This is a genomic window from Acinetobacter sp. 129952 (assembly GCF_056642055.1).
On the sequence record NZ_JBWVSU010000018.1, the window covers coordinates 1 to 25790 of the forward strand.

The 25790-nt window shown below is 39.3% G+C and carries 22 protein-coding genes and 4 pseudogenes; 15 read left to right on the forward strand and 11 right to left on the reverse strand.

Annotated features, from left to right (window positions below; genetic code table 11):
* Nucleotides 1-837: 837 nt before the first annotated feature.
* The 9 genes and pseudogenes from AC1IR0_RS14340 (at nt 838) to AC1IR0_RS14380 (ending at nt 11268) form a co-directional block, all read left to right on the forward strand.
* Entirely contained in the window at nt 838-1290 is a 453-nt protein-coding gene (locus AC1IR0_RS14340) for a hypothetical protein (RefSeq protein ID WP_005093372.1), read from the forward strand.
* A gap of 233 nt (nt 1291-1523) precedes the next feature.
* Nucleotides 1524-2456 (forward strand): IS5-like element IS17 family transposase, encoded by a 933-nt coding sequence (locus AC1IR0_RS14345; RefSeq protein WP_479741506.1) that lies wholly within the window; start codon nt 1524-1526, stop codon nt 2454-2456.
* A gap of 301 nt (nt 2457-2757) precedes the next feature.
* Nucleotides 2758-3534 (forward strand): RNA polymerase sigma factor, encoded by a 777-nt coding sequence (locus tag AC1IR0_RS14350; RefSeq protein ID WP_005093369.1) that lies wholly within the window; start codon nt 2758-2760, stop codon nt 3532-3534.
* Nucleotides 3534-4100: a hypothetical protein gene (locus AC1IR0_RS14355; protein ID WP_026444450.1), complete on the forward strand. Its 567-nt coding sequence runs from the start codon at nt 3534-3536 to the stop codon at nt 4098-4100. The genes AC1IR0_RS14350 and AC1IR0_RS14355 overlap by 1 nt, the downstream gene beginning before the upstream one ends.
* Before the next feature lies 1 nt (nt 4101).
* Nucleotides 4102-7485: a UvrD-helicase domain-containing protein gene (locus AC1IR0_RS14360; protein ID WP_005093365.1), complete on the forward strand. Its 3384-nt coding sequence runs from the start codon at nt 4102-4104 to the stop codon at nt 7483-7485.
* Between the two features lie 98 nt (nt 7486-7583).
* The gene (locus AC1IR0_RS14365; protein ID WP_005093363.1) at nt 7584-8339 is read left to right on the forward strand and encodes a multiubiquitin domain-containing protein; all 756 of its coding nucleotides are present in this window, start codon (nt 7584-7586) and stop codon (nt 8337-8339) included.
* A complete protein-coding gene (locus tag AC1IR0_RS14370; RefSeq protein WP_005093361.1) occupies nt 8314-9498 on the forward strand; it encodes a ThiF family adenylyltransferase in 1185 nt (394 codons plus the stop codon). The genes AC1IR0_RS14365 and AC1IR0_RS14370 overlap by 26 nt, the downstream gene beginning before the upstream one ends.
* Nucleotides 9492-9965, forward strand: a complete 474-nt coding sequence (locus AC1IR0_RS14375; RefSeq protein ID WP_026444451.1) for a ubiquitination-like system serine protease family protein — start codon at nt 9492-9494, stop codon at nt 9963-9965. The genes AC1IR0_RS14370 and AC1IR0_RS14375 overlap by 7 nt, the downstream gene beginning before the upstream one ends.
* Nucleotides 9966-10328: 363 nt before the next feature.
* Nucleotides 10329-11268 (forward strand): annotated as a pseudogene (locus tag AC1IR0_RS14380) (IS481 family transposase).
* Nucleotide 11269: 1 nt separating this feature from the next.
* Here AC1IR0_RS14380 and AC1IR0_RS14385 read toward each other — a convergent pair.
* Nucleotides 11270-11923, reverse strand: a pseudogene (locus AC1IR0_RS14385) (IS6 family transposase).
* Between the two features lie 83 nt (nt 11924-12006).
* On the reverse strand, nt 12007-12501 hold the full coding sequence (gene arsH, locus AC1IR0_RS14390; RefSeq protein WP_010117055.1) for an arsenical resistance protein ArsH: 495 nt from the start codon (nt 12499-12501) through the stop codon (nt 12007-12009).
* Between the two features lie 6 nt (nt 12502-12507).
* On the opposite strand from arsH, the pseudogene AC1IR0_RS14395 reads away from it, so the two are divergent.
* Nucleotides 12508-12700 (forward strand): annotated as a pseudogene (locus AC1IR0_RS14395) (DDE-type integrase/transposase/recombinase); the annotation flags it as partial.
* A 16-nt stretch (nt 12701-12716) separates the two neighbouring features.
* Here AC1IR0_RS14395 and AC1IR0_RS14400 read toward each other — a convergent pair.
* The 4 genes and pseudogenes from AC1IR0_RS14400 to AC1IR0_RS14415 all read right to left on the reverse strand — a co-directional run.
* Nucleotides 12717-12914, reverse strand: a pseudogene (locus AC1IR0_RS14400) (hypothetical protein); the annotation flags it as partial.
* Nucleotides 12915-12937: 23 nt separating this feature from the next.
* A complete protein-coding gene (locus tag AC1IR0_RS14405) occupies nt 12938-13858 on the reverse strand; it encodes a copper resistance protein B (RefSeq protein WP_479741507.1) in 921 nt (306 codons plus the stop codon).
* Nucleotides 13845-15734, reverse strand: coding sequence for a copper resistance system multicopper oxidase (locus AC1IR0_RS14410; protein WP_479741508.1), 1890 nt, complete (start codon nt 15732-15734; stop codon nt 13845-13847). Before AC1IR0_RS14410 ends, AC1IR0_RS14405 begins: the two co-directional genes overlap by 14 nt.
* A gap of 89 nt (nt 15735-15823) precedes the next feature.
* On the reverse strand, nt 15824-16120 hold the full coding sequence (locus tag AC1IR0_RS14415; protein ID WP_004695744.1) for a hypothetical protein: 297 nt from the start codon (nt 16118-16120) through the stop codon (nt 15824-15826).
* Nucleotides 16121-16268: 148 nt separating this feature from the next.
* Between AC1IR0_RS14415 and AC1IR0_RS14420 the strand changes: the two genes are divergently transcribed.
* Together AC1IR0_RS14420 and AC1IR0_RS14425 are read left to right on the forward strand one after the other, a co-directional pair.
* Nucleotides 16269-16949 (forward strand): heavy metal response regulator transcription factor, encoded by a 681-nt coding sequence (locus AC1IR0_RS14420; protein ID WP_004679347.1) that lies wholly within the window; start codon nt 16269-16271, stop codon nt 16947-16949.
* Nucleotides 16942-18342: a heavy metal sensor histidine kinase gene (locus tag AC1IR0_RS14425; protein WP_010117047.1), complete on the forward strand. Its 1401-nt coding sequence runs from the start codon at nt 16942-16944 to the stop codon at nt 18340-18342. Before AC1IR0_RS14420 ends, AC1IR0_RS14425 begins: the two co-directional genes overlap by 8 nt.
* Before the next feature lie 38 nt (nt 18343-18380).
* Here the strand turns inward: AC1IR0_RS14425 and AC1IR0_RS14430 are convergent, their stop codons facing one another.
* From AC1IR0_RS14430 to AC1IR0_RS14450, 5 genes are read right to left on the reverse strand one after another with little or no spacing between them, the layout of a single operon-like run.
* A complete protein-coding gene (locus tag AC1IR0_RS14430) occupies nt 18381-19664 on the reverse strand; it encodes an MgtC/SapB family protein (RefSeq protein WP_004663995.1) in 1284 nt (427 codons plus the stop codon).
* Nucleotides 19661-22036 carry a heavy metal translocating P-type ATPase gene (locus AC1IR0_RS14435; RefSeq protein ID WP_479741509.1) on the reverse strand — a complete coding sequence of 792 codons (2376 nt, stop codon included), beginning with the start codon at nt 22034-22036 and terminating at the stop codon, nt 19661-19663. Before AC1IR0_RS14435 ends, AC1IR0_RS14430 begins: the two co-directional genes overlap by 4 nt.
* Before the next feature lie 11 nt (nt 22037-22047).
* Nucleotides 22048-22698, reverse strand: a complete 651-nt coding sequence (locus AC1IR0_RS14440; RefSeq protein ID WP_004681447.1) for a methyltransferase family protein — start codon at nt 22696-22698, stop codon at nt 22048-22050.
* Nucleotides 22695-22964 carry a DUF2933 domain-containing protein gene (locus AC1IR0_RS14445; RefSeq protein WP_005407413.1) on the reverse strand — a complete coding sequence of 90 codons (270 nt, stop codon included), beginning with the start codon at nt 22962-22964 and terminating at the stop codon, nt 22695-22697. Before AC1IR0_RS14445 ends, AC1IR0_RS14440 begins: the two co-directional genes overlap by 4 nt.
* A 28-nt stretch (nt 22965-22992) precedes the next feature.
* Nucleotides 22993-23424 carry a hypothetical protein gene (locus AC1IR0_RS14450; RefSeq protein WP_005407407.1) on the reverse strand — a complete coding sequence of 144 codons (432 nt, stop codon included), beginning with the start codon at nt 23422-23424 and terminating at the stop codon, nt 22993-22995.
* Between the two features lie 364 nt (nt 23425-23788).
* Between AC1IR0_RS14450 and AC1IR0_RS14455 the strand changes: the two genes are divergently transcribed.
* From AC1IR0_RS14455 to AC1IR0_RS14465, 3 genes are all read left to right on the forward strand, one after another.
* Complete coding sequence (locus AC1IR0_RS14455; protein ID WP_479741510.1) at nt 23789-24169, forward strand: copper resistance CopC family protein; 381 nt, start codon at nt 23789-23791, stop codon at nt 24167-24169.
* A gap of 64 nt (nt 24170-24233) precedes the next feature.
* The gene (locus AC1IR0_RS14460; RefSeq protein ID WP_005021625.1) at nt 24234-25115 is read left to right on the forward strand and encodes a copper resistance D family protein; all 882 of its coding nucleotides are present in this window, start codon (nt 24234-24236) and stop codon (nt 25113-25115) included.
* A gap of 468 nt (nt 25116-25583) precedes the next feature.
* Entirely contained in the window at nt 25584-25778 is a 195-nt protein-coding gene (locus AC1IR0_RS14465; protein WP_479741511.1) for a heavy-metal-associated domain-containing protein, read from the forward strand.
* Nucleotides 25779-25790 lie beyond the last annotated feature (12 nt).

A 25790-nucleotide genomic window follows, 5' to 3' on the forward strand; every position in this document is an offset into this window, starting at 1 on the left:
GAGATGGAACCTCTTCCGGTAATGCTTGTCAGGGATTTGTCCATATATGGAAGCGCAGCACTGAAAATTACATGTTCCACTAGTACGAAGAACTTATCTGGATTGATTTGCCAGGAAGATGAAATTATAAAGTTACATAACTTATGTAACTTACGAAACTTATGAGCTTATGTAATCCTGCAGAGAGTGATGAGATGGAACCTCTTCCGGTAATGCTTGTCAGGGATTTGTCCATATATGGAAGCGCAGCACTGAAAATTACATGTTCCACTAGTACGAAGAACTTATCTGGATTGATTTGCTAGGAAGATGAAATTATAAAGTTACATAACTTATGTAACTTATGTAATCTTGAAGAGAGTGATGAGATTGAAAACTTTCCCTATATTTCTTGTCAGGGATTTGTCCATATATGGGAGTGCAGTGCTGAAAAATTAAAGATCTCTCTAGCCACAAGATCGCCAGAGGCTGATCTGTCAGAGATATAAATTTATATAACTTACTTAACTTATAAACCTTGATAGAACTTTTCAATAAAGTTTCGAGCTTTGAGAACCAGATCATCTGCCCCCATTTTTCCATCTAAATCGTACACAATATTCTAAAGATGTTTTTATATTTGTTGAAGTTGAGCCTGAGTCATGAAGCAAGAATCTCTAGTAATACCTAAATTTGCTTAAGTATAGCGATTATCTGCTTATAAAAATTAGGTTTTTGACCATATTGGAATCAAATATGGGGTTCACCGAATGCTTACCTAAAAAAGTTTATCAAAGCACTTGAAAAATTAATAATAAAGATTATCGTATTACGGCAACCTCAGAAAATGGATTATATATGATTCCAATGTTAGCTTCACAACTCAAGCAAGAAACCGACTGGCGTGTTATTCACTGTGAAGTATTAATGGATCAATCACATACAGATACTGATGAGGCTTTTGGAAATATCCAAATAGTATCAAAAAACGGTGTCTCTATATGTTTTGGGTTTACCTCATACAAGAATAAAGAAATCGAAATGGACGAAATCCGTATTCTAAATTCAGATAATATTGAAATATGTGTGCATAAAGATGATGGTGGTGAGGTCATACCTGCCGCTTATGACATTGCAGATCAAACAAATTGGCGAAAAATTGCAATAAATACGAAATATGAAAAAGTTAGAAGGAAAGTTAAAAGTATAAGTTTTAATCTGGATAATGAAGCTGACATTTTACATTTTGCACAAAGTCAAAAAGACTTTTCAAACTGGGTAAAAAATAAAATTTTAGAAGAAATAAGGTAAAAATCGGTAGCCTAAATTTCATCCACAGGAAATAAGGATAATTTCTATCTTGGAACCTTGATAACTGGGCAAAAATACCAAAATTGAGCATTTTCTAGCCGGGCTTATTGGCAAAAACTATCAAAAAAGCCGACTTGTTTCCAAGTCGGCTTTTCGAGTTTACGCCCTATTTCTTATAGGGCTTTGTTGCACAAACCTATCTGTAAAGGCTTTTTCAGCGATATAATTTTCAAATGAAGAAGCCTACACACAAAATCTACCGCACAACCAATTGGCCCGCATATAACCGAGCACTCATGAGTCGCGGAAATATTGCCATTTGGTTTGATCCTGCTACGCAATGGTATGCTCCATCAAAAGGCAAACAAGGGCGAAATCAAACCTACTCCGACGCAGCTATCCAATGCTGCTTAATGATTAAATCCTTATTCCGTCTATCTTTACGTATAGTCACTGGCTTTGTGCAAAGTCTGATTAAACTTTGCGGATTAAATTGGACCGCACCAGATTACAGTACGCTTTGTAGAAGACAAAAGCATATTGATATTGCAATCAGCTACCAAAAAAGTAGCGATGGGCTGCATCTACTCGTAGACTCTACAGGCATGAAGTTTCTAGGTGAGGGCGAATGGAAACGCAAGAAACATGGAGCTGAATATCGTCGCCAATGGCGTAAACTACATATTGGTATAGATGCCAAAACCCTACAAATACGCGCTATTCAGCTCACAACCAATAATGTCAGTGATTCACAGGTGCTTGGTGATTTACTTAATCAGATTCCACAAGATGAGCAGATTGACTCTGTTTATACCGATGGAGCTTATGACACCAAGCAATGCCGTCAGGTCATTGCAGATCGGCAAGCACATGCGGTGATTCCACCTAGAAAAAATGCGAAACCATGGAAAGATACAAAGAGTAGCTCGCTAGATCGAAATGAATTACTTCGAACAGTTAAACGTTTAGGCAGGACATTATGGAAAAAATGGTCAGGCTATCATCGCCGCAGTTTGGTGGAAACCAAGATGCATTGCATCAAATTATTAGGCGATAAATTAATGGCAAGAAGCTTTCCTAGTCAGGTGAATGAAATTCATGCACGTGTAGCAGTCCTCAACAGATTTACGGAATTAGGTCGACCACTTACCCAAGTTACGCCTTAAATTTGGCTCAATTAGGGGCGCTTTGCATTTCAAATCTTTGTGCAACAAAGCCCTCTCTAATTAGTAATATTGTAGTTTCAAGCTTGAGTACAACAGGTATTTTTTTGATAATAGATGTAGAAAAGTAGTGGAATTTTAAAGTTTTTAAACAATAGAAATTTAATAACATGAATTGATTATGGATTTACCAACTCTTAAATTTTTTAACTGATATTATTGTTATATAAGATATTTTGGTTCTTTAAGATTAATTACTAATAATTGTTAAAAAATTATCGATTTAAGGTTGTTAGGGTGCTTTATGGCTAGACCTCTAAGAAAGGTTAATAGGGAAGGTGTTTTATACACTCGGCGTAGTATTGTTGAATGTGAGATTGATGAACTAGAAAAAATCAGTCATGAGGAGATTGTTGCCAGAAGTATTATTTGGCCAAAATCAATTGAGGGTTTTATATCAAGTGAAACATTGCTCTATTTTATTCGAAATACTGATAATTCTTGGCTTCGTGAAAAGTTACTCCTAGCTCTCTTAGAAAGAATACATCGTAATCTTCCTAAACCTCATAGCCTAGATGGAAGAACTTCTTCCTTAAGTAATATGGAAATCCGCGATAAAGTTCGTGATGATTTTATCGATTTACTATTAGTGGATCAGGATAGTTATGAGGAGCGTCTTGATTATTTTGAAGTCAACTTTAACAGCGCATTAGCTAAAGACCGAGTTGATGCACAAAATAAAATTCAAAATAAAGATAATCTCACTCAAGGATTATATGGTGAAGATGAAAATATCTTACCAGAGGTTGAAAATGCGTTAGAACCCTATGATCCTTTTGATGCAAATGAACTTGACAAAGAATATTACCGACGAAGTCTACATGAGGCGATTAATGTTTTATCACCACTTCAGCAACGTATTGTCGTAATGTGGTGTCACGATATACCCATTATTTCGAAAGATCCCAATGAAATGACAATCACTAAAACGTTGAAGAAGTCAGATAAAACTATTCGCACGCACCGTGATTTTGCGCTTGCAATATTGCGTAAACAACTAGAAAATAAGGAGAAATTTTAATGAGAGATCAAAATATTTCTCGTGAGGATGTACTGAGAGACTTCTCAGTAGAATTTGATTCTAGTAAAGATATCTTACTAAAGTATCTCATAGAGTTTCCTGAATATTCTAATGAATTAGTCGATCTGTCACTCGAGCTGACTCGTGAAATTGATGACTGTGTACCACTTACCCCAGATGATGAAATAAGTATTGAGTCTGCTTTGGATCGATTTCGTAGGGGGCTTACCCAGCAATCGGAACAAATAGATATACCTCCACAGCGTTTCTCAAATGCAGCAAAGTTATTAAATCTTCCCAAACAAGTTTTAATGGCTTTTGGAGTAAGAAGAGTTGAACTGTCATCTGTTCCATTACATTTTATTAATAGGCTTGCGATAGTTCTACAGGTAACGACTGCTCAGTTGAAGGCCTTTCTTGCACTACCACCACAAGCACAACATAGCCGAAGTTATAAATCTAATGTAAAACCAACTGCGCCAAGCAAGGTATCTTTCGAAAAGATTCTTCATGATGCACTTATTCCAGAAGAACGAATTCAAGAGATAATAAATAGAGACGAATGATATGGATGCTATCGAGATCGCTCGCCAGCGCGCTGACAAACTACATCATGAGGCTGTAGGCAGAGGGCTAGATCCTTGGAACTCTTATGCTTTTGCTGTTGCTGAAGCTGCGTTTCGAGATATTGACGTAGAGAAGTGTTTACAATGTTCCGATGAATTAAATGGCGCACGGGCGTTCTTTGATAGCACATATAGATTAATTACACATGAGGATTTTGGTTCATCTTTTGAACAGGCATTTCTTGTAGCGCATGAAATTGGTCATGTTGAGCTAGGAGATGATACACAAGATGAATATGTTATTAGTATTGACCCTAGCCGTACAGCAGAATCTGAACTATCAGGAATAAGTCGCGTTGTGGATTATAACCATCGACAACGACGTGAAGTTCAGATGGATCTTTTCGCCCGAGAATTCTTGCTTCCGCGTTCAGTTGTTAAAAAAATGCATCTTGAATGCCATATGACTTGTAGTGATATCGCTAGTAAGCTCGGAGCACCTTTTGAGGTTGTTGCACAGCAAATGCTTGATGCAATGCTGTTGCCTATGGTTGAAAATAAACCACAAGAAATTGATCCAGAGATGCCTCTCAATGAAAAGCAGAATGATGCAGTAAATCATAGAGGTTCTGCTTTTTTACTTCAGGCTGGTCCAGGTACAGGTAAGACTCGAACTCTCATAGCAAGAGTTGAAAGTTTGCTGAATGAAGAGGTTGATCCTCGACGGATATTGTTATTAACCTTCTCGAATAAAGCAGCTGCGGAAATATCAGAACGTATCGCACGAAAGCAGCCCCATGAGGCAGCGGCTCTTTGGATAGGGACTTTTCATGGGTTTGGCCTTGATCTGCTTCGTCGATTTCATGATTTATGTGATTTACCAGCGGAACCCCGCTTAATGGATCGTTCAGAGGCTGTAGAACTTCTGGAAGAGGAGTTCTTACGTCTTAATTTAAATCATTATCGTGATTTGTACGATCCTTCTCAAAATATTGTCGATATTTTGAATGCTATTTCCCGGGCAAAGGATGAGGTGATAGATGCATTACAGTACCGAATTCTTGCAGAGAATATGCTAGCAAAGGCCAGTAGTGCAGAAGAACGTGAAACTGCTGAACGAGCATTAGAAGTTGCTGTAGTATACGAAGCTTATGAAAAGATAAAGAAACAAGAAAATTGTTTAGATTTTGGTGATTTAGTGATGCTACCAGTACAACTGCTGGAGGCTAATGCAGAGTTACGTCAACAGTTGCAGCATGATTATCTGCATGTATTGGTGGATGAATATCAGGATGTTAATAGGAGCAGTATCAGGTTATTAAAGGCTCTCAAACCATATGGTGATAATCTTTGGGTCGTTGGTGATGCAAAGCAGTCAATTTATCGGTTTCGTGGAGCCTCGTCATTTAATATATCGCGTTTTTGCGTGGATGATTTTCCCGGGAGTGTAGGTCAATCACTGAAAATTAATTACCGCTCTGCTTCAGAGATCGTGACATCATTTTCAAGCTTTGCATCAGATATGAAAACAGGCGGTACACACAGTGCTCTTACTGCAAATCGCCCTGCATCAGGTTTTCTTCCGGAAATACGAACAGTAGAAAGTGGTGACCTGGTAAGTTCCGCTTTAGCTGAATCAATTAATAAAATGTGTGATCTTGGTTTTAAGTATCGAGATCAAGCAGTTTTGTGTCGGGGGAATGACAAGCTCTCAGAATTAGGGCGGGATCTGGAACGATTGGGAATTCCGGTATTATTTCTGGGTAGCTTATTTGAGCGACCAGAAATTAAAGACCTTATAGCATTGGTCTCTATTTTGACAGATAAACGCGCTTCCGGATTGATTCGTATTGCATGTTGTACAGAATTTAAGATGCCAATGGAAGATGTCACTCAAATTCTAGAGCATCTACGCACAAGCGAAAGAGAACTTTGTGACTGCAACATATCATTGTTAGCTTTATCCCCAGAGGGATTATCTTCACTTGAAAAATTAAAAAATGTACTACAGGGTTTTAGTAATCACTCACACCCTTGGAATGTTTTAGCGACTGTGCTTTTCGATCGCACACGAATGATAGCTGAAATTGCAACATCAGAGTCTGTTGGAGGGAAAGCTGAAGGAATTGCTATTTGGCAGTTTATGAATTTTGCTCGGCAACAACTTAAAGGTAGTGCCTTTCCCATAGTAAAAATGATAATGCGAATACGTCGTTTACTTAAGCTTAACGATGATCGTGATCTCAGTCAGCTTCCGACAGCGGCCCAAAATATTGATGCAGTCAAATTGATGACGATTCATAGTTCAAAAGGTCTTGAGTTTCCTGTTGTTCATTTAAGTGGGGTTAATAAAGATACACTACCTGGCTCATATAGACGGACAAAATGTCCACCACCTGAGGGTATGGTTGCTGGTGGTAAAGGTTCATCTAATGATGTAGCCAGAGAAGCTCACGACAATGAGCAAGAATGTCTTTTTTACGTAGCAATGTCACGTGCACGAGAAAGACTATTTTTTTATGGTGCAAGGACTAAAGGTCAGAAAAAAATCCAACGTCCACTTTCTGGTTTTTTGGAAAGGATTGGCCCTGTTTCGCACATAAAAACTCTCCCAGTATTACAATTACCAATAGCACCGGAAAGTATCCCATTAGTAGTGGAATTTCAGGGAGATGTAAGTTTCAGTGCTAATGCTTTAGATTTATATGATAGGTGCCCTAGACGGTTTCTATATACTCATCTTTTATGCATTGGTGGTCGTAGACAAGAAACTGCATTCATGCAAATGCATGAAGCAGTACGCGATGTATTTCAAGCATTAATTGGCTTAGATAATGATCCTTCAATAAATTGGAAACCTATGTTGGAGGCTACTTTTGAAAAGTTTGGTTTACATGAGCATGGATACGTAAGTGATTATCGTAATATCGCTGAGATGATGCTCAATTTTTTTATCCAGTCCAGAAATGGAGCAATTGTTGAAGTTTTTGATAAATTAGTTTTGAATGTTGCAGGTGTAAAGATAACAATTCATGTTGATGAAATGCTGCTACGAGATGATGTGCGTACGTTACGCTGTATCTTTACTGGTCATGCACCTAGTTCAGACCCAAAAAATATAAAATATGCAGCATTTTCCCTTGCTGCAAAGAGTACTTTTCCTGATTCATCTGCAGAATTGGTCTATTTAGCCGATAATAAGGTTTACCCTCTCGACTTTAAACCAAAAGCCCTAAACAATTTTGAAGACAAATTACGAGAAATTTTCATTCGTATCCGTGGTGGTGATTTTAAAATAGCAGATTCAGCATTTAGCTGCCCTAATTGTCCTGCGCTATTTATTTGCGGTAGAGTCCCGACCGGTATCATAAAGAAAAATTTTTAAAATAAATTATAAAAAAATTACCGACGATGCTTTGTCGGTCCGATTAAAGAGATGTAGCCAGAAAATTCCTTCTGGTCAAAACTTTAAGAGGTGTTTATATGAATCCTATTCAGGATGATTTTGATGATGTTGGCGAAGCGGTTCGTGAGAACCGTCCGTTAAAAGCTGCAAATGGATATCGCATTAGTGTTGGAATAGACAATGTGAATTTCCAACAGGCTTTTGTTTCTGATCCAGTGCCTACAGGGCGGCAGATATTATCTGTAGTAGGGCTTGATGATCGGGATGAGGTAACTCTTTATGCGATATTACCATCTGGTGAATTTGAAGATATTCGATTAAATGAAACTTTTGACTTGCGTGGGCGAGAAGTTGAACGGTTTATTGCTTTTCGTACGGATCGGGAATTCAAACTAACACTTGATGGTCGTCAGCTTAAATGGGGCAGGTCAGCTATTGAGGCCAACAACTTGTATGTATTGTCAGGTATTAGTCCAGATCAAGCCGTATTTTTGGAGGTGCGAGGTGGTACTGATCGCCTTATTGAACCTGATGAATTGCTGGATCTTACAGCTCCTGGTATAGAGCATTTTATTACAGCTAAACGACCAGTTCAGGGTTACACCATCACTATTAATTCTCTTGATGAATCAGTACCTAATAAGCAAGTCACATTTGAACAGGTTGTCCAACTGGCATTTCCTAATGACCCAATCGGATCAAATATTATCTACTCTATGACTTATCGTCATGCAGCATCTAGACCAAATGCTGGTGAGCTTGCGGAGGGTGGGGTTATTGAAGTTAAACATCAGGGGACGATTTTCAATGTCACAAAAACTATTCAATCTTAATGATGATTTACGCCAGCTTCGTGAAGCTGGCTATCATGTGCAAATTATTGCCGGCTTCCTTGTTATGAAAGAGGTACCTTATGTAAATGCACAAAAATGCGTTCGCAAAGGTACCCTTGTAACATCATTGGATCTTGCCGGTGATAATACACGTAAACCTGGGTGTCATGTCATGCATTGGGATGGGGAATATCCTTGTAAAGCTAATGGAATGCCTATAGATGAAATTCGCCATGTAACTCAGCACATGGATTTTGGTCATGGTATTACTGCTGAACATAGCTTTTCAAGTAAACCAGGTCCAGAAGGATACCCAGATTACTTTGCTAAAATGTCTACCTACGCGACGATTTTGTCTGGTCCAGCAGCGGTATTACAGCCAGGTATGAGTCCAAAGATATTTCGTGCTCCTGATGAAACTGAAATTGAAAGCATTTTTAATTATATTGATACAGCTTCTGATCGTGCCGGGATAGGCAAACTTTCAGAAAAGCTAGAAAGCGAGGTTGTTTCAATAATTGGAACTGGGGGGACTGGAAGTTATATTATTGATTTAGTTTGCAAAACTCCCGCACATGAGATACGTCTGTTTGATGCGGATGAGTTTTTACAGCATAACGCTTTTCGTGCTCCTGGTGCTCCCTTATTACATGAGCTGCGAAATGCGCCACTGAAGGTCAATTATTTCAAAAATATTTACGACCGAATGCATCGTAATATTGTTGCGAATCCAGTTAGCTTGAACTCTACCAATCTTGAATTATTAAATGGAACTTCGTTTGCGTTTATTTGTATTGATGCTGGTGAAGATAAGAAAGCGATCATTCAGAAATTGGAGTTACTTGATATACCTTTTATTGATGTTGGAATGGGGATAGAGTTCGTAAATGGTAGTCTTGGTGGCATTTTGAGAGTGACAAGTAGTACTCCTGATAAACGCGAACATATCCATTCAGGACGTATTTCATTTGCTAGTGTTGGTGAGAATGATCTTTATGCATCTAATATACAAGTCGCTGATTTAAACTCATTAAATGCGGCTTTAGCTGTAATTAAATGGAAAAAATTGAGAGGCTTTTATAGAGATTTGGAGAATGAACATCACTCTACCTACACTACGGATGGAAATATGTTACTGAATGGGGATCTGACATGCTGAAAATTAAAAAGCTAACAAACCATTTTATCCGTAATATCCCACGTGAAATCGATACAGGCGTTTTATATATCTCAATGGAATATGCAACAGCAGTGCATAGCTGCTGTTGCGGCTGTGGAGAACGGGTTGTTACTCCATTATCACCAACCGACTGGAAAATGATTTTTGATGGCGAAAGTGTTTCACTGACGCCATCTGTTGGGAATTGGAATTCTGCATGTCGTTCACACTACATTATTAAACAAAATGTAGTAATTGAAGCTGGTAGTTGGAGCGAAGATCGAATCACAGCAGAAAGAAAGAGGGATAAATTAGCTAAGACTCATTATTATCAATCTATAGCTCAACCAGAGAGTGAAGTAAATAATAATGAAAAAGAAGCTACCTTTAGAAAACCGCCTGAGAATAAAGGTATTTGGGATAGTTTGCGTAGATGGTCACGAAAATTAATTAATAAAATTGATTAGTGAAATAGGGATAATCTCTCCATGAGTCAGACAAATCCGAAGTATAGTTTTTCATATTTTCCCTGTTTACAGCAGGGAGAATATTAGCTAACTAAAACTAACATAATATACTCTATGCAAATCTTTTAAGATCAATAGCATAATACTTTATGAAAAGCCCACTTCTACTCGAATTGTCTTTTTTATGACAACTTATGTGTCCTTCAGGCACTGTTGCAAATAGAGATTTGAGTCGATGAAGTTCCTTTTTAAAAGTGCTTAGAGACCGAAAACCCTGTTGATTAGACACACTTCACCTTGAGGCTGACCATAATAAAATGACGTGTGTGATTCATAGACATCATTTCAATATAATGGGTGTCTATGAACAGAGAAATTCAACAAAGACTCGTATGGGTTAAATTATTTGAAGAGACTAATGATGCTGGTCTAGTTTGTCGGAGATGTGGCATTTCTAGACCAACGTTACGCAAGTGGTGGAAACGATATTCTGAGCAAGGTATTGATGGATTAAGTAGCCAGAGTAGACGTCCCTTAAAATCGCCAAATACTAAAATCAATGCTGAGCTAGAAATCTTGGTGCTCGACGTTTGCAAACAGAATTGATGAGGCTGCACGGAGTCTCGTTGTCCTTAGCGACTATCCATAAAGTACTATTCCCCCATCAAGTCAAACCGATTAAAAAATTCCGTCGTAAAGCAATTTCATTCGTTATGAACGTCCATTACCAGGCGATAGAATTCAAATGGATACCTGTAAACTGGGTCCAGGACTATATCAGTACACATCTATCGATGACTGCACACGATATCGCGTTTTAAGGATATATACACGCCGAACAGCAGCGAATACTCTCGACTTTTTAGGCTGCGTAATTGAAGAAATGCCTTTTCCCATACAGCGAATACAGACCGATCGTGGGCGGGAATTCTTTGCTGAAAAAGTACAGAAAAAATGATGCAGCATGGAATCAAATTTAGGCCAAATAAACCAGGTTCACCTCATCTGAATGGCAAGGTAGAGCGCTCACAAAAGACTGATAAATCTGAGTTCTACGCTACTGTAGATATCGATTCTGAGGATATCCAAGACAAGTTAGCCGAATGGCAGCATTACTATAACTGGATGAGACCACATTCAGCTTTGAAAGGTAAAACACCGATGGAGAGGTACTTTGAATTATGTGAAGAAACTCCTTTCTCAGATGAAGTCCAGAAGCAATACACCCCCCTCAAATGAACGGATTCAACATCCCAATTACAAAATGGATTTAGAGATCGCTAAATTGAAACGATCTCTATGAATCACACAAATGACGATGCTTGTCCTTTACGTAGTGCACGCATGACTTCAATACCTTTAATTGTGGCATAAGCCGTCTTCATAGATTTGAATCCTAATGTGGCCCTGATGATCCGCTTTAACTTACCATGATCACATTCAATGACATTATTTTTATACTTAATCTGCCTGTGTTCAAGGTCTGGTGGACATTTTCCTTCTCGCTTTAATCGTGATAAAGCATGGCCATAGGTCGCTGCTTTATCTGTATTGATGACCCGTGGAATTTGCCATTTTTTCACCGTATTGAATATCTTTCCTAGAAAACTATAGGCTGATTTACTGTTCCGCCTAGCGGAAAGGTAAAAGTCAATCGTATGACCACATTGATCAACTGCACGATACAGGTAAGTCCATCGCCCCTTCACTTTGATATAAGTCTCATCCATATGCCATGAATGTAAATCTGTAGGATTACGCCAATACCAGCGTAAGCGTTTTTCTATTTCAGGAGCATAACGTTGAACCCAACGGTAAATAGTAGTGTGATTAACATTCACACCACGTTCGGAAAGCATTTCCTGAAGTTCACGATAGCTAATGCCATATTTACAATACCAGCGTACAGCTCAAAGAATGATTTCACCTTGAAAGTGCCGACCATGGAAAGGATTCATATGCTGCACCTTTAGCTAAAACAGTCTTCAGCTTACCATTCGTGGTTATTTGCAACAGTGCCGTATTTAATACCATCCAGCATTTATAAACTGCGCTGATTTACACGCTTGGACAACTCTTCAGCCGATTCCTTGCGTTCAGAATAACGATCAGTCAGGTATTTGCTTTGACCACGAGTCAGTAGAGTGAACTTAAATAACTCTTCCATGACATCCACAATCCGGTCATAGAAAGCTGAAGGCTTCATTCGTCCATCTTCTTCGAATTCCAAGAAAGCTTTCGGAATTGAAGACTGATTTGGAATGGTGATCATCCGCATCCACCGCCCCAAAATACGCATCTGGTTCAGGCTGTTAAATGACTGTGATCCACCACTGACTTGCATCAAGGCAAGGGTTTTACCTTGGGTAGCACGGATTGCTCCTCCTGCAAGTGGAATCCAGTCTATTTGTGATTTAAAAATGGAACTCATAGAACCATGACGTTCAGGTGAACACCAGACCATACCTTCGGACCATGCAAGAAGCTCATGCAGTTCTTTTACTTTTGGATGCTCAGTATCCGCATCTTCTGGCAAAGGAAGGCCCCACAAGTGATAGATACAGATAAAGCACACATATGGAGGTGCTTTGTCACGGTTAAAATGGGAAAGAAAATGTCCACCAGATCTTGAGCACAGGCAGGTTAAGTATAAAAATAACGTGATCGAATGTAATCATGGCAAGCTAAAGCGGATCATTAGGGCCACTTTAGGATTCAAATCGATGAAGACGGCTATGCCACATGCATCTATTCAGATGGCATTAAACACCGATGATGTACAGACGAAGTAGTAGCAGCCGATCCTACTAAAAGAATAGCAAACGATAAAAACAGCGATAAGCATGTTTTTAACCACTGCATAAAAATAGACCAAAAATTAAGCTTTTTTAGTTTTACAGATTCGAAAATAAATAGTAATAATTCATGAATAGTAGCCGAAGCTACCATTCATGAATCCAAATCATACTATTTTAAAAAACTAATTCGATGCCTGCACCATATTTCCACCCTTTTTCGGAATTAGTAGCCTCTTGCATAGAAGTGGCTTTCTGCCCTTTTTCATATTGATAAGCGACATCAACAAATGGTCTGATACGCTTATTAATCTCGTAACGAGTTTTTATACCTGTCTTTAACTCAGACAAACCTGACTTTGCAGCAAAATCAGAATTATCATTAAGCACAATATCTGCTGCAATATATGGCTGAGTAATTAGCTTTTGAGTGAGTAATAAATCTCGATCAAACTCAAAACTGGCTCCCCAAAAATTATTTTCACCACCATAAAGGTAAGCTTTTGTCTCAAAGAAATAAGGAGCAAGACCTAATAATCCAATAACGCCATCAATGCGATTACTATTACGGTTATTTTTGTCCTCACTATACCTTACCCCAGCTTGAACATCCCAAAATGGTGCAACATTTCTACTGTAAAGAGCTGATACATCATAATTGGGATCATTACTCTCTGCTTTATTCAGATTGGCTTCAACAAACATTCGATTTTCATCTGTTCCAATCAATGTTTCGAAACTCGAACCTAAACTGCCTTTACCATCTTTATCAACTATCCACTCATTGGAAAATTTAGTTGTTTGAAAAATTTGTCCACCATGTTCTTTAAGATGCTTATCATGATTCTGACCATTGGGAATTACAGTTTCAAACCCTGTACTATTATCTCCATCATTACCAGAAGTTGTTTTTTGATAAGTATTCCTTTCAGCATAACCTAACCCACCTGGTTCTTTTAACAGCACTCTCATACTTTCTGATTGAGAGCTATTTACTAGATTTCCGGTAGATGGATCATTGGCAAAGGCAACACTTGTTAATCCTAACAAGGCTAAAGATACAAGTGTTTTAGAATAGAGTTTTTTAGTGGTGTGCATGTTGATTTACCCCCTTATCATTATTAATAGGTTGAGCAACAACATCTTTTGAATCAGAACTATTGCTATCGACATTTGCAACAATAAGCTTATTCATCATCCCAGCAGACATGTGATAGAGCAAATGACAATGGATAGCCCATTCACCTAACTCATCTGCCGTTAATAAGGTTGTAACTGTTTTACCTGGTGGGACAATTACAGTATGTTTATTTGGCATATTACTAGCATCCTGGCCATTTTCTAGTTGCATAAACATGCCATGTAAGTGCATTGGATGAGCCATCATACTGTCGTTCACAAATTTCAAGCGTATACGTTCACCATACTTCACCACTAGTGGGTCGGCTTCATTAAATTTTTTACCATTTATTGTCCAAATATAACGCTCCATGTTTCCACCAAGACGGATCTCTATTTCACGTTCAGCTGCACGAGTGTCTTTTTGAGGATCTAACGATTGCAAATCACTATATTGCAATGCTTTATTACCTTCAGGTGTTGAAGCATTTGCCCATCCAAATACGGTATTATCATTCTTGTCTGAAGCCGCCTTAACAGTAGCGCTATTCATCGGCATATCATGATTCATACCTTTCATAGAAGACATATCGTGATTCATGCCTTTCATAGAAGACATATCATGATTCATATCTTTCATTGAAGACATATCATGATCCATACCTTTCATAGAAGACATATCGTGATTCATGCCTTTCATAGAAGACATATCATGATCCATACCTTTCATAGAAGACATATCGTGATTCATGCCTTTCATAGAAGACATATCATGATTCATTCCCATATCTTCCATAGTCAATAAAGAACGAGGACGAGGCTTAGGCATCTCAATTTGTTTTACAGGTGAGGTATTTTCATCATGTAAGGTTCCAACCGAAAATCCAGTACGATCAATAGATTCAGCTTCGATTTGATAATGGGCTTGTTTCGGTTCAACAATGACATCATAAGTTTCAGCAGTACCTATACGGAACTCATCTACAGGAACAGGTTTTACAGGTTGACCATCGGCACTTACCACTGTCATTTTTAAATTTGGAATTCGTACATCAAAAAATGACATTGCAGAAGCATTAATAAATCGAAGGCGAACTTTTTCTCCAGCTTTAAAATTACCGGTCCAGTTTTGCTGAGGTGTTTTGCCATTCATTAAAAATGTATAGCCTGTGACATCAGACATATCTGTTTTCAACATCCGCATCTGATTCCACATAGAGCGGTCTTGCCAAGTTGCCTTTAATCCATCACGTTTAACTTGTTTCATGACATCAAATACCGTTTCTCGACGGTTCTGATAGTAATCTGCTTCTTTTTTAAGATTCTTTGTGATTTGATCACTTGTTGAATTATGAAAATCAGAAAGCAAAACCACATAATCTCTATCAGTTTTTTCAGCAGCTGTTAGTGGAGTTTTATCTTTAGGATAAATAACAAAAGCACCATATAAACCGTCTTGTTCTTGTCCTTTACTATGTGAATGATACCAATAAGTACCATTTTGGCGGACTTTAAACTTATATTCATAAGTTTTATTAGGGGCAATGCCATTAAATTTGTTAAATCCAGGTACACCATCCATAATTCCAGGTAATAATAAGCCATGCCAATGGATTGAAGAGTCCTGATTTTTTAACTTATTGTGAACACGGATAACGGCCTCATCACCTTCTTCAAATTCAAGAAGTGGTGCAACGAATTTACCATTTACAGTAATTCTCTCAACTGGTTTTCCTGTGATATTTACAGTTTGTTCAGCGATTGTTAAATCATATTCTTTAACTGCCGCCATTACCCAAGTTGATGAAAATAAACCAACTCCAATTAAGAGTACATGACTTAACTTATTTGACATTCTATCTCACCTTTAGAAAGGTCAAGATTGAAGTAATAAAGCAAATATTTAGTATAAACTTTAATACTTCTTTCTCGCTATTTATAAAATTATTTATTGCTACTAGGCATATTCATCTTTGAATGATCCATTTTAGAATGGTCCATATTCATCATAGAATGATCCATTTTTGACATGTCAGATGAGTTAGGAGACTGATGTTGACTATGATCTTGCTGAGTCTTGTCATCTTTTTCCATTTTACAAGGTTTTGTACAAGGTTTCTGTGCTTTTACCGTTTTAGTGGCACTTGAGGTTGATACATCTTTTGCCCAAGATTGAGTACCAGCAATTAAAGTTCCAGCACACATTAAAATTGTTAGACTACGACGCACTACAGTTTTCATAAGTTTCTCTAAAAGTTAATTTCTTGCTACTACAATAAAGTGAAGCACTGAACATCTAAGTGACTTGAAAATGACATTTTTGTAATCTATCTCGATCAGATGTTTTATAACGTTATTATAGTTTTAATGAATGACTTAGGATTCGGAAATGAGAATACTATTAGTTGAAGATGAACAAAAAACTGGTGATTATCTCAAGCAAGGTTTATCCGAAGCTGGCTATATTACGGACTGGGTTACAGATGGGTTAACGGGTAAACATCAAGCTCTTTCTGAAGAGTATGACTTAATTATTTTAGACGTGATGTTACCTGGACTAAATGGTTGGAATATTATCAATGATATTCGTAGCAGCGGTAAAACAATGCCCATTCTTTTTCTTACCGCCCGAGATCAGATAGAAGATCGAGTAAAAGGATTAGAGCTAGGCGCTGATGATTATTTAGTTAAGCCTTTTGCTTTTGCAGAGCTTCTAGCTCGAATAAAAACGCTCCTTAGACGAGGGCAACAAAGAGAAGATAATAATATTATTAAGATTGCTGATTTAGAACTTGATTTGAGAAAACGTCGGGTAACACGAGCAGGTCAACGCATTGATCTGACGGCTAAAGAATTTGCGCTTATGGAGCTTTTTATGCGTAGAAGAGGTGAAATTCTACCAAGAGCACTTATTGCATCTCAAATTTGGGATATGAACTTTGATAGTGATACAAATGTAGTTGAAGTCGCTATTAAACGATTAAGAAATAAAGTAGATAGTAATTTTACCCCTAAGTTAATTCAGAATATTCGAGGAATGGGGTATGTATTAGAGGTAGAAGATGAATAATAAATTATTCAAATCTATCAGTTTTCGTATTGGTATTATTTTCTCATTATCGACTATATGCATTCTCATTATGATGGGGTTTTTCATCCATAAATTAGTGATGCATCATTTTGAAACGCAAGATCGTACCCAATTAGAAGGTAAAATCCAGCTTATTCAGAATCTTCTCCAACAGCATCCTAAAAATTCTCCAGAACTTGATCTATATTTGAAAGATGCTTTAGTTGGACACCATGATCTTATGGTCCAAATAGAACGACCGGCAGGTCAGATTTTATTTAGTTCAACACCTTCAATCATTAATACTCAACAGTTAATCAAGTCAGCAAATAACCCTTGGATTAAATGGAAAATTAAGAATAAGACCTATCGTGGCATGATCTACACTACAGGTATAAATAGAAATTCTGAAATACAATCTGTACGAATTATTGTTGGGATCGATACATCAGAACATCTACATTTTCTAAAAGATTTTAAGCGTCAACTTTTGTATATTGGTTTGGCTGGTACAATTTGTTTAATGTTTTTAGGTTGGTTTGCAACCTGGAGAGGTTTAAGACCCGTGCAAAAAATGGCTAAGGTCGCAGAAGGAATTTCTGCTCAACATCTTTCAGAACGTTTAGAAGTTGAGCATACACCAACCGAACTAAAATCATTGGCAATCGCCTTCAATGCTATGCTGGACAGACTAGAGTCAGCTTTAGAAAAACTTTCCGATTTTTCATCTGATTTAGCACATGAAATTAGAACACCGATTAATAATTTAATGACCCAAACTCAAGTATGTCTCGCCCGTAACCGAGATATTGGTACTTATCAAGAAATACTATTTTCTAATTTAGAAGAATTTGAACGTTTGGCTCGAATGGTGTCCGATATGCTTTTCTTGGCAAAAGCAGAACATGGCTTAAATTTACAGAACTTACAGAATATTGACCTCATTAAAGAAGTTACCGCTTTATTTGATTTCTATGACGCTCTAGCTGCCGAAAAAAATATGACACTTCAACAAACAGGATCTGGCAATGTAAAAGGTGATCCTGCTATGTTACGTCGCGCACTCAGCAACCTATTGTCTAATGCAGTTAAATATGGAAACAAGAATTCTACAATACAGATAAAACTTCAACAGAATTTAGATAACACAATATTTTCAATTGAAAATGAAGGCCCTGAACTCTCTCCTGAACAACTATCCAGATTATTTGATCGTTTTTATCGAACAGATGCGTCTAGACAAAGAACAGAAGAAGGAACCGGCTTAGGGCTTGCCATAACAAAATCTATTCTTGATATGCTTGGGGCGACCATCCAGGCTGAATCCCTCAATGGTCGAATCATTTTTACCATTGTTTTTCAAAGTGAATCCATGCAAGGGGAATCATTTTAACTCATTTTTTGAACATCTTCCATTTACCCGAGTTGACCTTACATAAAGCTCAAACTGAGAGCCAGAGCTACGCCAGCACCTATCATGGCAATTGTGTAGCCAAATATGATAGCTCGGCCAAACTGTGCCCCCCCTGTCATCCATGCAATTGTCGCTTTGCTTAACATGTTGCTCAGTGTGGCCAGCCCTAGCGCGACAGCAGCCACATTTGTTGTTAAGCCTTCAGTACTATGCAGGCGGGCAAGTGAGACTAAAATAGCATCTACGTCTGCTAGCCCAGAAATAGTCGATAATACGAAGATGCCGCTGGTGCCCAACCATTGTTTTGCTGCCGGGACCAAGACTGCCATGACAGCCAGGAAAGCAGCGAAGCTGAATGCTGTCCCAAGATCAAAAGGAGCCATTGCTTCTATTGTTCGATCGTTGTTTTCAGCGCTGGTAATTTGGCGTTGTCTCCACAATGCCATACCCAGCAGAAGGATTCCCGCAATCATCATTGCACCACCAAAAGTGCTTAGCAATGCTGGCTCAATGACGCCTATCAGCACAACCATACGAAAAAACATGATGCCACAGGCAGCCAATGTTCCAGAAATAGCAGCACTGACCATGACGGGGTGCTGGCGTGTATAGCGTGCCAGTGCGACAGTTGCAGCTGTAGAAGATGCCAAACCACCCAATAGACCTGTCCAGAATATGCCTCTTTCTGAACCGGTAAGCCGCATGGCAAAATGACCTGCCAGAGAGAGTCCGGCAATCAGGATCACTGCCCACCATAACTGGTAAGGATTTAATGCAGCAAAAGGTCCCAGACCCGTATTGGGTAAGTAGGGTAATATAACGACAGAAAGTACCAGCAACTGCAGGGATGCGGTTAATTCACGATGCTCTATCAAGCGTAGCCAACCGTGTAAGGTTGGCTTGAGATCCAAAAATACAGCGACGATTACAGCCGCGGTTAATGCTAAAGTAACATTACCATGGGATGCATATGCACCTAAAACTAATGTCAACAGCATCGCGATCGTCGTGGTAGCGCTTAGATTACCGGAAAGTTTTGCGGTACGCGCGTAGGACACTGTTAATAATAAGGAAAGCCCTAATACGGCCGCGACCAGCGGCCAAGGCCCGAAGTTTGGTTGTAAATGACCGAGCACTCCTCCGAGCAATCCTGTCAATGTGAAGGTACGTAGGCCTGCTACTCGGCTGCCCTCGGGCAATTCACGATCGTGCCATCCTCGTTCTAAACCAATGAGCAGGCCGATGGCAAGTGCTGCAATAAGACCTGGTACATCTGGTGGAAGAAAAGAACTCTCTATCATAACTTTTTATTTCGCAGGCGAAGGGCATTCGTGATGACTGAAGCTGAACTAAAACTCATCGCCAAGGCCGCAATCATGGGTGACAATAACCAACCGGTAAATGGATAGAGTACGCCAGCTGCGATTGGGATACCCAAGGCATTGTAAAGGAAAGCAAACATGAGGTTCTGTTTCATGTTGCCAACAGTAGCTTCCGAAAGGGAACGGGCAACCGCGATACCGCGTAAATCCCCCTTGACCAGCGTAACTTGAGCACTATTCATTGCGACATCAGTTCCGGTCCCCATAGCGATACCGACATCAGCCTTGGCTAGTGCTGGTGCATCATTGATTCCATCGCCGGCCATTGCCACGATGCGACCTTCCTTCTGCAATTTGCTGACCAGTTCTAGTTTATCTGCGGGTTTAACTTCACCATGTACCTCATCAATACCCAGACGTGCTGCGACTGAACGGGCAGTGGTGAGACCATCTCCTGTTGCCATCACGATACGTAGTCCAGCTTCCTTCAGGGTGGCAAGTGCTTCAGGGGTACTTTTTTTGATGGGATCGGATACTGCAAGCAGGCCGGCCAATTCACCATTGATGGCTAGATGCATCACACTTGCACCTTCTGAACGCAGCTCTTCGGCTTGCGGAATCAGAGATTGTACCGAGATACCTAATTGCTCCATCAGTGCTGTGTTGCCCAAAGCTAACTGACGATCGCCCACTTGACCTCGAACACCAATCCCTGAGCCTGATTCAAAATTATCTGGTGTTTCAAGAGACAGGCCACGTTCGTGTGCTGCATTTACAATCGCTTCGGCTAGCGGGTGTTCACTGCCTTGATCAAGACTGGCGGCTAAACGTAATACTTCAGATTTATCGAAACCTGATGCGGCAACCACACGATCGAATACAGGGCGTCCTTCGGTCAACGTACCTGTTTTATCGATGATTAGTGTGTCAATCTTGCGCAGATTCTCAATGGCTGCTGCATCGCGGAACAACACACCATGAGTAGCACCTTGACCCGTTGCAACCATGATAGACATTGGAGTTGCCAAGCCTAGTGCACAAGGACAGGCAATAATGAGTACTGCCACAGCATTGATTAATGCATAAACCCAGCTCGACTCTTCTGGGCCGAACAATCCCCATCCAAAGAAGGTAAGCAAGGCAATGGTCACTACAGCCATGACGAACCAACCTGCTACCTGATCAGCCATACGTTGCATTGGTGCTCTCGAGCGTTGAGCTTGTGCCACCATCTGTACGATCTGGGACAACATGGTACTTGAACCAATTTTCTCTGAACGCATGATCAATGAACCATTGGTATTCAGGGTAGCGCCAATGACTTTATCGCCGACACGTTTAGTGATTGGTAAAGGTTCGCCTGTCAGCATTGATTCATCTACTGAACTACTTCCTTCAGTGACTACACCATCCACAGGAACTTTTTCACCTGGGCGGATGCGAAGTAAATCTCCTACATGGACATGAGTCAGAGGAACGTCTTCCTCAGTTCCATCGGACAGAATTCGGCGAGCTGTTTTAGGAGCAAGTCCGAGTAGTGACTTAATTGCAGCAGAAGTTTGCGAACGTGCTTTTAATTCTAGTATTTGTCCCAGTAGGGTCAACGAAATAATGACCGCTGAAGCTTCAAAGTAAACAGCGACACGGCCCATGGAAATAAATGAGTCTGGAAAGATTTGTGGCGCTACAGTTGCAACCACACTGTAAATAAAAGCAGCCCCTGTACCTAGACCGATCAGGGTCCACATGTTCGGGCTGCGATTCACGACCGATTGCCAACCACGGGAAAAAAATGGCCAACCTGCCCAGAGTACGATCGGCAGTGACAACACTAATTCAATCCAGCTCTGAACCGCCATGTCGAACAGGTTCAGTTGATGGCCAAACATCGCCAAAAAAGTCACGACTATGGTCAGTGGCAGTGTACACCAGAAGCGTCGACGGAAATCACGTAACTCAGGATTCTCATCTTCCTCTAACTCGGGAATGAGTGGCTCCAGTGTCATTCCACATTTAGGACAGTTTCCAGGATGATCTTGTTTAATTTCTGGATGCATTGGGCACGTATAGATGATCGTGCCTGTTGTGCTTGTCTCATTAACGGATTGAGTAGTCTGATGATGCTGTGTATGTGCATCGGCAGTCGTCGTTGCGGGTTTAGCGATATATTGCACCGGGCTGCTATGAAACTTTGATTGACATTTATCACTGCAAAAAAAGTAAGTTTTCCCCTTAAATTCCTCATGGTATTTCGATTCTTCAGTGACGGTCATACCACAGACTGGGTCTTTCAGTACGTCTGTTGTAGCCTGTGCCATATGGTCCTGGTTATGATTTTTTTGATCTGACATAAATAATTCTCTTATGGAAAAGTGGTTTTATGGCCGAATTTTGGAATAAATCTCGGAGTCTGTTGAGCATAGCTGTCATAGACAGCGCCAAACTGTTTACTCATTTCAGCCTCTTCCTTAATTGCCAAGCGGCTGTACATTAAGAGTAAGATTGGAAACATAATCAGTGTCAGTAAAGTTGGCCATTGCAATAAAAACCCCAGCAAGATCAAGATAAAAGCCACGTATTGGGGGTGACGTATGCGCGCATAGGGTCCGGTTACTGCCAATTGGTGATGACGTTGTGCGTGGTACAACACGTTCCATGCTGATGACAGTAAATAGAAACCATAGCCCAAAAAAATATAACTCGCGATGTGCAGAATGCCAAAATGTGGATCACCCTTTTCACCCAGTAGCGTTGACCATAAGTGACCTGAGTTATGCGACAGCAAATCAAGTTCAGGAAAGCGAGTTTGTAGCCAGCCTGACAACAGGTAAATGGTTAAAGGGAAACCATACATCTCGACAAACAATGCAATGATGAAAGCAGAGAAAGCGCTAAAAGTACGCCAGTCTCGTGCTGTGGCGGGTTTAAAAAAACTGAAGGCAAACATAATGAAAATTGCCGAATTTATGATGACGAGCCACCACAGACCATAGGCCGATTCCGCATGATTCATGATGGATCTCCTGGTTCGCGCGATTTTTTATTATCTGATGGGTCTGATTTTTTCTGTTGATGGTGATGTCCATGACCACCATGCATAAAAATATGCATGAGTGGACAAGCTAAAAGGAGTAAAAAGGGTAAAAAACCAACGACATGGGCCAAATGCTCGGTTAAGAGAAAATAGGCTGCCACACCACCAAGCACTAATAGACCGATGGCATAACGTGTAGACCAAAAGTTAGGTACTGAATTATGTTCTTGAGGTTGATGGTTCATGGTGCTTCCCTCTCTAATTCATGGGTAATTATTTAGTTGTGGAGGGAGGCATACAGTCCATCATCATTTGCATCATGGATTGCATCATGTCCATGCGTTTTTCCATCATTTGCTGACGGTCAGCCATATTGGCATTCATGCTTTGGCTACCCATCTGTTTCATCATGCTTATACCTCCTTGCATGAGTTTCATGTGCTCAGCCATAAGTTTCTGACGTTCTTGCGGGTTTTTTGCAGCCATCATCTTTTCATGCATGGCTTGCATCGCTTTCATGTGCTGGTCCATTGCAGCCATTTTGTCTGGAGTCATCGTGCCAGTAGCTGTCTTTTTAACAGTGACTGTGGATGGAGGAGTATTTTCTGGGTGATGAGTTTTATGCTCTTCAGGATTTTGGGCTAATGCACCTAGAGCGGCAGTGGTTATACAAAGTGCAAGTAAAGTTTGGCGGATATAAGTCATGATATTTTCCTTCCATCAGTTGATCAGCCGATACAACCTTTAAATGAATGAAGCAAACAAATAGAGAGAGGTATTTTTCATTTATTTGCTCCACTCATTCTTTTGATGAAGTTGATCGCTGGTTATGCCACCGGTGTTTTACTTAGGTGGTAGCTGGTTATAGTCAATTTTTTTATTTCTATTGAATAATTTTATCACTTGAGTCTATTGATTTTTAAAAATGACAAAAATGTAATTTTGAAGTCATCACTCTGTCTCTGTCTCTCACTAATAATTGAAATATAAGAGGAGATGATGTGGTCTCATTAAATATAGATTTTATAAAGTCATCTCTAATGAACTAACGAATCAAGAGGAAACGTAAATGAAATTATTTCAAAATAAAATGACTGCTCTACGTAATGTTGTAGTAGCTGCAACGTTGATTGTGGCTACTACAACTACGTTCGCTCATGTGAGTTTAGTGAGTGCGATTCCTGCGGAAAATGCATCTATCCTTAGTCAACCAAAGAACTTGACCCTTAACTTTGGTGCAGAGGTTATGTTGATGAATATTAAGTTACTGGATGCTCAGCGAAGAGATGTTCCTTTAAAATATAAAGTTACTCATGACTTAAAGAAATCCTTTGATGTCGCTCTTCCGAAACTGAAAAAAGGTAAATATACCGTTGTCTGGACAACAATGGGGAAAGATGGTCACAACATGAATGGTGAATATAGTTTCACTATCAAATCAACTAAATAAGAATTGATTACCTTTCAACATGTCAGTGAGGTGCTGGCATGTTGTTCTAGAATGGACAAAAATAATGATTTCTGAATATTGGATGTGGGCCACTTGGTTAACTAAGGTTATTTTATATTTAAGTGTAGCTTTTGTCGTTGGTGGAGCCTTTTGCTATTTTTTACTTAGACAATATCTTGAACTAAAAGAATCGATTCTTAAATATATTACAATTGGCGCTGGATTAGGCCTAATTTCCAGTACCTTGGGATTTTTTATTCTGATTGGTAGTTTTGCCAATACTGGTATTACAGGGATGGTGGACCCCACGTATATTAATATATTGGTTAATACTCCGACGGGGTATATATACGTTCTTCGTTCTATTAGTTTTGCTCTTTTACTTCTTCTCATGGTGGTTAAACTTAACAGGAACAAAGGTCATTTTTCTATAATTGAAAGTTCAATATTTTGTGTTTTACTTCTCCCGATTATTTTTAGTTTTTCCCAGCTCGGACATGTCGCTAATTTAACCTTACTTGCTCAAATTTTATTATCAATCCATATTCTAGTTATGTCGTTATGGATGGGGTCTTTATATCCGTTATGGAAAACCAGCCGGGAAATAAGTGGTTTACCTTTAAAAGATCGCATGCATGTATTTGGACGTATTGCTGCTTTCATTGTTGGGATATTAATCGCCTGTGGCGCTAGTGTAGCTCTTCTTTTAATTAAAGATTTTAATACCTTAATCAATACTGCATATGGCTATGGTTTCATGGTTAAAATGTTTTTTGTTATAGGTATTCTACTTTTAGCTGCCTTCAACAAATGGTATTTCACCCCGCGTCTTCAACATCCTAAATTCGCTAAACACCTTAGTCATGCCATTTTATTTGAGATGTTATTAGGTCTATCAATTCTATTAACAACAGGCTATATAACCACTGTCGTGGGTATTGAATAAGAGAATTTCAAAATAAGGGAATTGAGGAAATTTAACATTACTGCATTTATCTTTTGTAGCTGAGCAATAAAGTTTCTACTGGACTGCCAACTTACGACAATCAGAACAGTAAAATCGCATCATGAGGCATTATACATAAAGGTAGTCACCGGTTTTTAGCTTATCTTCAACCCATAACGGTCTCATCTATTCAGTTCACTACCATTGATTGAAATAACTAATCTTATAAATTTCAGAGTTATCGTAGATGACAAAAATGTCATTTTAAAGTCACATTAATGTTGGTTAAGTACTTTTACTGTAGTCATTAGAACACTCTTCTTTGGAATACTCTGAAGAAAACTGTAAGGTTGTAAACAGACCAAATTACAGCGAGTAACTGATTCAGAAAAAGGCTGGTTGTATGGTGAAAGTTTAGAATTACTGTTCTAATGTTTTAAACAAAGGTTTTGTTAAAAGGAGCAACATATGAAATTTCACATCGCTAATATGACTTGTGGTGGTTGTGCACGCGGCATTACTACCGCAATTAATGAACTCGACTCGAATGCCTCACTCGATATTGATTTACAAAACCGTATCGTTGAAATCAACACAACGGTGAGTCAGGATAAAGTCATTGCCACTCTCAGTGAGCGTGGATTTACAGCTGAGCCTGCTTAATCTCTGTTAGAG

Excerpts from the sequence above, each read along its gene's own strand:
- AC1IR0_RS14435 (WP_479741509.1), bottom strand. The coding sequence starts at position 22,036 with ATGTCAGATCAAAAAAATCATAACCAGGACCATATGGCACAGGCTACA.
- AC1IR0_RS14425 (WP_010117047.1), top strand. The coding sequence starts at position 16,942 with ATGAATAATAAATTATTCAAATCTATCAGTTTTCGTATTGGTATTATT.
- AC1IR0_RS14345 (WP_479741506.1), top strand. The coding sequence starts at position 1,524 with ATGAAGAAGCCTACACACAAAATCTACCGCACAACCAATTGGCCCGCA.
- AC1IR0_RS14450 (WP_005407407.1), bottom strand. The coding sequence starts at position 23,424 with ATGACTTATATCCGCCAAACTTTACTTGCACTTTGTATAACCACTGCC.
- AC1IR0_RS14440 (WP_004681447.1), bottom strand. The coding sequence starts at position 22,698 with ATGAATCATGCGGAATCGGCCTATGGTCTGTGGTGGCTCGTCATCATA.
- AC1IR0_RS14355 (WP_026444450.1), top strand. The coding sequence starts at position 3,534 with ATGAGAGATCAAAATATTTCTCGTGAGGATGTACTGAGAGACTTCTCA.
- AC1IR0_RS14370 (WP_005093361.1), top strand. The coding sequence starts at position 8,314 with ATGTCACAAAAACTATTCAATCTTAATGATGATTTACGCCAGCTTCGT.
- AC1IR0_RS14360 (WP_005093365.1), top strand. The coding sequence starts at position 4,102 with ATGGATGCTATCGAGATCGCTCGCCAGCGCGCTGACAAACTACATCAT.
- AC1IR0_RS14365 (WP_005093363.1), top strand. The coding sequence starts at position 7,584 with ATGAATCCTATTCAGGATGATTTTGATGATGTTGGCGAAGCGGTTCGT.
- AC1IR0_RS14465 (WP_479741511.1), top strand. The coding sequence starts at position 25,584 with ATGAAATTTCACATCGCTAATATGACTTGTGGTGGTTGTGCACGCGGC.
- AC1IR0_RS14410 (WP_479741508.1), bottom strand. The coding sequence starts at position 15,734 with ATGTCAAATAAGTTAAGTCATGTACTCTTAATTGGAGTTGGTTTATTT.
- AC1IR0_RS14415 (WP_004695744.1), bottom strand. The coding sequence starts at position 16,120 with ATGAAAACTGTAGTGCGTCGTAGTCTAACAATTTTAATGTGTGCTGGA.
- AC1IR0_RS14455 (WP_479741510.1), top strand. The coding sequence starts at position 23,789 with ATGAAATTATTTCAAAATAAAATGACTGCTCTACGTAATGTTGTAGTA.
- AC1IR0_RS14430 (WP_004663995.1), bottom strand. The coding sequence starts at position 19,664 with ATGATAGAGAGTTCTTTTCTTCCACCAGATGTACCAGGTCTTATTGCA.
- AC1IR0_RS14405 (WP_479741507.1), bottom strand. The coding sequence starts at position 13,858 with ATGCACACCACTAAAAAACTCTATTCTAAAACACTTGTATCTTTAGCC.
- AC1IR0_RS14420 (WP_004679347.1), top strand. The coding sequence starts at position 16,269 with ATGAGAATACTATTAGTTGAAGATGAACAAAAAACTGGTGATTATCTC.
- AC1IR0_RS14350 (WP_005093369.1), top strand. The coding sequence starts at position 2,758 with ATGGCTAGACCTCTAAGAAAGGTTAATAGGGAAGGTGTTTTATACACT.
- AC1IR0_RS14340 (WP_005093372.1), top strand. The coding sequence starts at position 838 with ATGATTCCAATGTTAGCTTCACAACTCAAGCAAGAAACCGACTGGCGT.
- AC1IR0_RS14460 (WP_005021625.1), top strand. The coding sequence starts at position 24,234 with ATGATTTCTGAATATTGGATGTGGGCCACTTGGTTAACTAAGGTTATT.
- AC1IR0_RS14375 (WP_026444451.1), top strand. The coding sequence starts at position 9,492 with ATGCTGAAAATTAAAAAGCTAACAAACCATTTTATCCGTAATATCCCA.
- AC1IR0_RS14445 (WP_005407413.1), bottom strand. The coding sequence starts at position 22,964 with ATGAACCATCAACCTCAAGAACATAATTCAGTACCTAACTTTTGGTCT.